Here is a 5,471-nt window from a genome sequence, read left to right as displayed (position 1 = left end):
AATGCCGGCGCGCAACCCTGCGCGCCGGCTTGCCGTTACGCCGCTGCGCCCTGCGCCGGCGCCCCCCGGGTCAGGAGGCCGGCGCCCCCCGGGTCAGGAGACTGCCGATGAGCGAGAGGGTCCTGCTGTGGCGCCGCCACCTGTTGCAGGCGATGGCGGCTGCTCCGGCCGCGATGATGTTTGGCCCCGCGCCACGGGGCGCCGCGGCGCAGCCCGCCGCGCCAACCGGCTATGCGGTTCTCAACCCGGCGGAGGCCAGGCTGCTGGAGCCCATCTTGGCGCGGCTGATCCCCACCGATGATCTTGGGCCTGGCGCGCTCGACTCCGGCGTCGCCACCTTCATCGACCGGCAGCTGGCGACGCCCTGGGCGGAAGGCGACCATTTCTACGCCGAGGGTCCCTTCCAGCAGGGCGTGCCCAGCCAGGGCTACCAGCTGCAGGACACCCCGGCGATGCTGCTGCGCAGGGGGCTGGCGCGCCTGCTCGAGGTGGTGCCGCAGCAGCGGGGCGGCCGCAGCTTCGACCAGCTCAGCGCCGCCGAGCAGGATGCGCTGCTGGGCGAACTTGAGCGCGGCGACCTCGACCTTTCTCCGGTGCCCGGCCCGCTCTTCTTCCAGACCCTGCTCGACGTCGCCATCGAGGGCTATTTCGCCGACCCGCTTTATGGCGGCAACCAGGGCATGGTCGGCTGGAAGCTGGTGAACTTTCCCGGCTACTACGCCTCCTATGTCGCGGAGATCGAGCGGCACAATTTGCCCTTCCGCGGCCCGCAGCAATCGCTCGCCGATCTGGCGCGGGCGCATGCCGAGGATCACCAGCACGGCCTGCCGCCCTCGCCGCAATCCGTGGGACCCTCGCATGCGGGGCATGAGCATGGCGGCATGACGCCGCGCGACCGCCAGCCGGAGAATGCCCGATGAGCCGCACCCTTCCCGCGGTGGACGCGGTCGTGATCGGCAGCGGCTGGACCGGGGGCATCGCCGGCAAGGAGCTGGCCGCCGCCGGGCTGCGCGTCGTGATGCTGGAGCGCGGCCGCGCGCAGTGGACGGCGCCCGATTTCGCCAGCCCGCAGGTGCATGACGAGCTGAAATACCAGCGGCGCAACACCATGCACCAGAACACGGCAACCGAGACCTACACCTTCCGCAACACCACCGACCAGACGGCACTGCCGATGCGGCGCTGGGGCTTCGCCTATCCGGGCACGCATCTGGGCGGCGCCGGCGCGCACTGGGCCGGCGTCTGCTACCGCTTCGACGAGGTGGAGTTCCGCCTGCGCAGCCATTACACCGAGAAGTATGGCGCCGGCATCCTCGAAGGCCTGACCTCGCAGGACTGGCCCGTCACCTATGCCGATCTCGAGCCGCATTACGAGAGGTTCGAGGCGCTGGCCGGCATCTCGGGGCGCGCCGGCAATGTCAACGGCCAGACGCCGCCCGACGCCAATCCCTTCGACCCGCCGCGCCGCAAGGATTATCCGAACCCACCGATGAAGGTGCCCTTCGCCGCCGCGCTGTTTGGCGAGGCTGCGGCGCGCATGGGCTACCATCCCTATATCCAGCCCTCGGCGCTGGTGACACGGCCCTATACCAATTCCGAGGGGCTCAGCATGAGCCCCTGCTCCTATTGCGGCTTCTGCGCGCGGCATGGCTGCGAGCATTTCGCCAAGGCCTCGCCCAATATCTGCATCCTGCCGGCGGCGCTGAAGCTGGAGAATTTCGAGCTGCGCACCGAGGCGCATGTGCTGCGCATCGAGCTGACGCCGGACCGCAAGCGCGCCCGCGGCGTAACCTATGTCGACGCCCGGGGCGAGGAGATCTTCCAGCCCGCCGATCTGGTCTATTGCTGCACCTTCGCCATCAACAATGCGCGGATGCTGATGCTCTCCGGCATCGGCCAGCCCTTCGACCCGGCCACCGGCGAGGGCCAGCTCGGCCGCAACTACACGCACCAGACCACCAGCAGCGTGCAGCTCTTCTTCGCCGAGGATTTCCACCTCAACACCTTCATGGGTTCCGGCGCCTCGGCGGTCACCATCGATGACTACAACAACGACAATTTCGACCATACGGACAGGGGCTTCGTCGGCGGTGCCTACATCCAGGTGCAGGTGAACGGCGCAGGCCCGATCAACTTCCACCCGACGCTGCCCGAGACGCCGAAATGGGGCAGCGCCTGGAAGCAGGGCGTGCGGCGCTACTACAACCACTGCTGCAACATCACCATCACCGGCGCGCAGCAATCGCATGCGGGAAGCTGGCTCAGCCTTGATCCGACCTACAAGGATGCCTGGGGCCAGCCTCTGCTGCGCATCACCGGCGACATCCATGACAGCGACATCCGCATGTCGCATTTCGTGACCGAGCGCGGCACCGAGATCGGCCGCGCCATGCGCGGCGTCGAGCGCGCCATCGGCAATCCGCGCAACAAGCCTTATAGCAGCACGGTCTATCAATCGACGCATCTGACCGGCGGCACCATCATGGGCGACAGCCCGGCCAGCAGCGTGGTCAACCGCTATGGCCAGAGCTGGGACGTGCCGAATGTCTTCGTGCTCGGCTCCAGCGTGTTTCCGCAGAACGCCTCCTACAACCCGACCGAGACGCTGGGCGCCCTCGCCTATCTCTCGGTGGATGCGGTGAAGGGCGAGTATCTGCGCAACCCCGGCCCGCTGGTGCCGGCATGAGCCGCCTCACCTCCGCCGCGCCCATCATCGGCGCCCTGCTGCTCGCCGTTCTCGGCGGGGGTCTGCTGACCCGTTGGGTCGGCAACGAGCCCGCGCCGGTGGGCGACGCCCGGCCCTCCCCCCGGCCGGAGCCGCTGGCCGGCTGGGCCCGCCAGGCGCTGATCGCCAATGCGCAGGATGGCGAGCCGATCTACCTCCAGGGGCTGGGCAATGTCGCCAGCTGCGCCACATGTCACGGGGCCCAGGGCGTGCCGGAGCGGGGTGCGCCCTATCCGCGCCTGGCCGGGCTCTCCGCCGACTACGTGGCCAAGCAGCTGGCCGACTACGCCGACGACATCCGCCACAATGAGCAGATGACCCCGATCGCGCGTGCCCTGAACGGGCCGCAGCGTGGCGCGGTGGCGCAGTATGTGGCCTCCCTGCCCGCGCCGGAGACTCGGCTCTCCACCGCCGAGCTCGATCTGCGCGGGCGCGAACTGGATGAGGTGGGCGACAATGCCCGCGCCCTTCCGGGCTGCGGCAACTGCCACGGCCCGCGCGGCCGCGGCGAAGGGGTGATGCTGCCGCCGCTGGCCGGTCAGCCGGAGGCCTATCTGGTCTCGCAGCTCAACGCCTTCCGCCAGCAGCGCCGCCACAACGACACGGTCGCGGTGATGGAGGGCATCGCCTCGCGCCTGACGGACGATGATATCCGCGCCGTGGCGCGCTATTTCAGCCAGCTCGGCCCTGCGCGGCAGGAAGCGCGCGGCCAGCCCTGAGCAGCCCCGGCCAGGCGCCGCCCAGGGCGCCCGGCCGCGCCGCCCTCAGCCCGGCGCCATCAGGCTGACATGCGCCGCCACCACCTTCCAGCCTTCGGGGAAGCGCACCCAGGACTGGCTCTGCCGGCCGCGCCGGCCATCGGCCAGCAGCACATATTCCGTGTTGGCCACGCCGAAATCGCGGCCGAAGGTGTGCAGCACGGTGCGCTCCAGCCGCCGCGCGCGGCGCGCCAGCTCGGCCGGCTGGCGGCCGGCGCGGAAGGCGGCGATCTCCGCATGGCCGTAGAGATTCTCGCCGACGCCGTAGCGCAGCGTGCGCGCATCCTCCCAGAAGCTGTCATCCAGCACGGCGACGTCATTCTGCTCCAGCGCCAGGTCGTAGCGCAGGAAGGCCTCGCGCAGCTCGGCCAGCGCCTCGGGGTTGTCGATCTCGTGGGTCATGCTGTGCTCCTCAGCCCTGCGCCGCTTCCAGCGCGGCGGCGATGCCGACCAGGCGCGCATCGCTGCCGCGCGCGCCGATGATGGACAGGCCGCAGGGCTTCCCGCCAGCCCGGCCCAGCGGCAGGCTGAGCTGCGGCAGCCCGGCCATGCCGGCGAAGGAGGTCAGCTGGCTGATCCGCTCCGTCAGCGCGTCCAGCTCCGGCAGGGGCAGGCCGAGCGGCGGCGCGGTGAAGGGGGTGGAGGGGATGCACAGCACCGCGCCCCCCTCCAGCAGCGCCGCGGCGCGCGCCCGCACCCGCTCCCGCACCGAGGCCGCGACCACTTCCTGCGCCTCGGTGAAGGCGGAGGCGATGGCCAGATTGCGCGCGACATTGAAGGCGAAGCGCGGATTGGCGGCCTCGATCCAGGGGCGGAACTGCCGCCAGCCCTCGCGCCGCTGCAGGATGTTGCGCTGGCCGCTCCACACCGCCAATTCGCCCGGCGTGCCGAGGCTGACGCGCTGCGCTGGCCCGCCGAGCAGGTTTTCCAGGGCCGCGAGCGGCGCCTGGAGCGCCTCCCGCACCTCGGCCTCGGCCAGGGCGAAGGCGTCCTCGGCCAGCAGCAGCGGCGTGGGGCCGGGCGCGGGGATCGGCTCATCCAGCAGGATTGCCGCCACGCGGGCGAAGGTCGCGGCGTCGCGGGTGAACCAGCCGGTGGTGTCGAAGCTCACCGCCTGCTGGCAGACCCCCTCGAAGGGCAGCCGCCCATGCGTCGGCCGCAGCCCGTAGATCCCGCACAGGCTGGCCGGCACCCGCACCGAGCCGCCGGTGTCGGTGCCGAGGCCGATCTCCACCTCCCCCGCCGCCACGGCGGAGGCCGAGCCGCTGGAGGAACCGCCCGGCAGGCAGCCCGGTGCCGCCGGATTGGGCGGCGTGCCATCGAACTGGTTGAAGCCGAGCAGGCCGAGCGAGATCTCGCAGGTCACCGTCTTGCCGGCGAGGTCGGCGCCGGCGTCGAGTAGGCGCTGCACCATCCAGGCATGGCGCTGCGGCACGGGGTGGCTCCGCGGCCAGTCGGGATTGCCCGCGCCGGTCGGATGGCCGGCGATGTCGAACAGATCCTTGGCGGCGAAGCGCAGCCCGGCGAGCGGGCCGCCGGGACGCCCCGGCAGCGTCAGGCGCGGCCCGGGCAGGAAGGCGGAGGGGGTGGGTTGGGTCATGCGCAGGGCCATGCAAACGCCGCGCCGAAGCCCTCCCCAACGAAAAGGGGCGCCTCGCGGCGCCCCTTCCGAACTCCGATCGCGGCGTCCGGCTTAGCGGAGCACGATCTCGACGCGGCGGTTCTGCGGCTCGCGCACGCCGTCGGCGGTCGGCACCAGCGGGCGGCTCTCGCCGAAGGCCTGGACGCTGATCGCGGAGCGGGCGACGCCGAGGCGGACCAGCTCGGCGGCCACCGCATCGGCGCGGCGCTGCGACAGGCGCTGGTTGTACTGCGGCGAACCGGCGCGGTCGGCATGGCCGGCCACCTCGATGCGCGTGGTCTGCACGCGGCCGGAGTTCTGCGCCGCCTCGCTGATGATCTGGCGGGCACGGTCCGTCAGGTCGGCG

Annotated in this window: 6 protein-coding genes; 3 read left to right on the top strand and 3 right to left on the bottom strand. The window is 71.5% G+C overall.

The features are described 5' to 3' along the window. The first annotated feature begins 107 nt into the window (after positions 1–107). The 3 genes from HMPREF0731_RS16910 to HMPREF0731_RS16900 are packed head-to-tail and all read left to right on the top strand — an operon-like array spanning position 108 to position 3,444. Complete coding sequence (locus HMPREF0731_RS16910; RefSeq protein ID WP_007005395.1) at positions 108–920, top strand: gluconate 2-dehydrogenase subunit 3 family protein; 813 nt, start codon at positions 108–110, stop codon at positions 918–920. Further along, positions 917–2,686, top strand: a complete 1,770-nt coding sequence (locus HMPREF0731_RS16905; RefSeq protein WP_007005394.1) for a GMC family oxidoreductase — start codon at positions 917–919, stop codon at positions 2,684–2,686. The genes HMPREF0731_RS16910 and HMPREF0731_RS16905 overlap by 4 nt, the downstream gene beginning before the upstream one ends. Beyond that, positions 2,683–3,444 (top strand): c-type cytochrome, encoded by a 762-nt coding sequence (locus tag HMPREF0731_RS16900; protein WP_007005393.1) that lies wholly within the window; start codon positions 2,683–2,685, stop codon positions 3,442–3,444. The genes HMPREF0731_RS16905 and HMPREF0731_RS16900 overlap by 4 nt, the downstream gene beginning before the upstream one ends. 45 nt (positions 3,445–3,489) lie before the next feature. On the opposite strand, the gene hpxZ is transcribed toward HMPREF0731_RS16900, so the two are convergent. The 3 genes from hpxZ to HMPREF0731_RS16885 form a co-directional block, all read right to left on the bottom strand. After that, positions 3,490–3,885: an oxalurate catabolism protein HpxZ gene (hpxZ, locus tag HMPREF0731_RS16895; RefSeq protein WP_040613804.1), complete on the bottom strand. Its 396-nt coding sequence runs from the start codon at positions 3,883–3,885 to the stop codon at positions 3,490–3,492. 10 nt (positions 3,886–3,895) lie between these two features. Further along, positions 3,896–5,083: an amidase gene (locus HMPREF0731_RS16890; protein WP_040613836.1), complete on the bottom strand. Its 1,188-nt coding sequence runs from the start codon at positions 5,081–5,083 to the stop codon at positions 3,896–3,898. A gap of 93 nt (positions 5,084–5,176) precedes the next feature. Beyond that, positions 5,177–5,471 (bottom strand): OmpA family protein (locus tag HMPREF0731_RS16885; protein WP_007005390.1); only part of this gene is annotated, 295 nt, incomplete at its 5' end.

The sequence above is a fragment of the Pseudoroseomonas cervicalis ATCC 49957 genome (assembly GCF_000164635.1).
Lineage (GTDB): Bacteria > Pseudomonadota > Alphaproteobacteria > Acetobacterales > Acetobacteraceae > Pseudoroseomonas > Pseudoroseomonas cervicalis.
Note: the sequence above shows the minus strand (reverse complement) of the source record. Positions and strands in the feature narration are given on the sequence as shown.

Coding starts and splice junctions, on each gene's coding strand:
- HMPREF0731_RS16905 (WP_007005394.1), top strand. CDS start 917: ATGAGCCGCACCCTTCCCGCGGTGGACGCGGTCGTGATCGGCAGCGGC.
- hpxZ (WP_040613804.1), bottom strand. CDS start 3,885: ATGACCCACGAGATCGACAACCCCGAGGCGCTGGCCGAGCTGCGCGAG.
- HMPREF0731_RS16890 (WP_040613836.1), bottom strand. CDS start 5,083: ATGACCCAACCCACCCCCTCCGCCTTCCTGCCCGGGCCGCGCCTGACG.
- HMPREF0731_RS16900 (WP_007005393.1), top strand. CDS start 2,683: ATGAGCCGCCTCACCTCCGCCGCGCCCATCATCGGCGCCCTGCTGCTC.
- HMPREF0731_RS16910 (WP_007005395.1), top strand. CDS start 108: ATGAGCGAGAGGGTCCTGCTGTGGCGCCGCCACCTGTTGCAGGCGATG.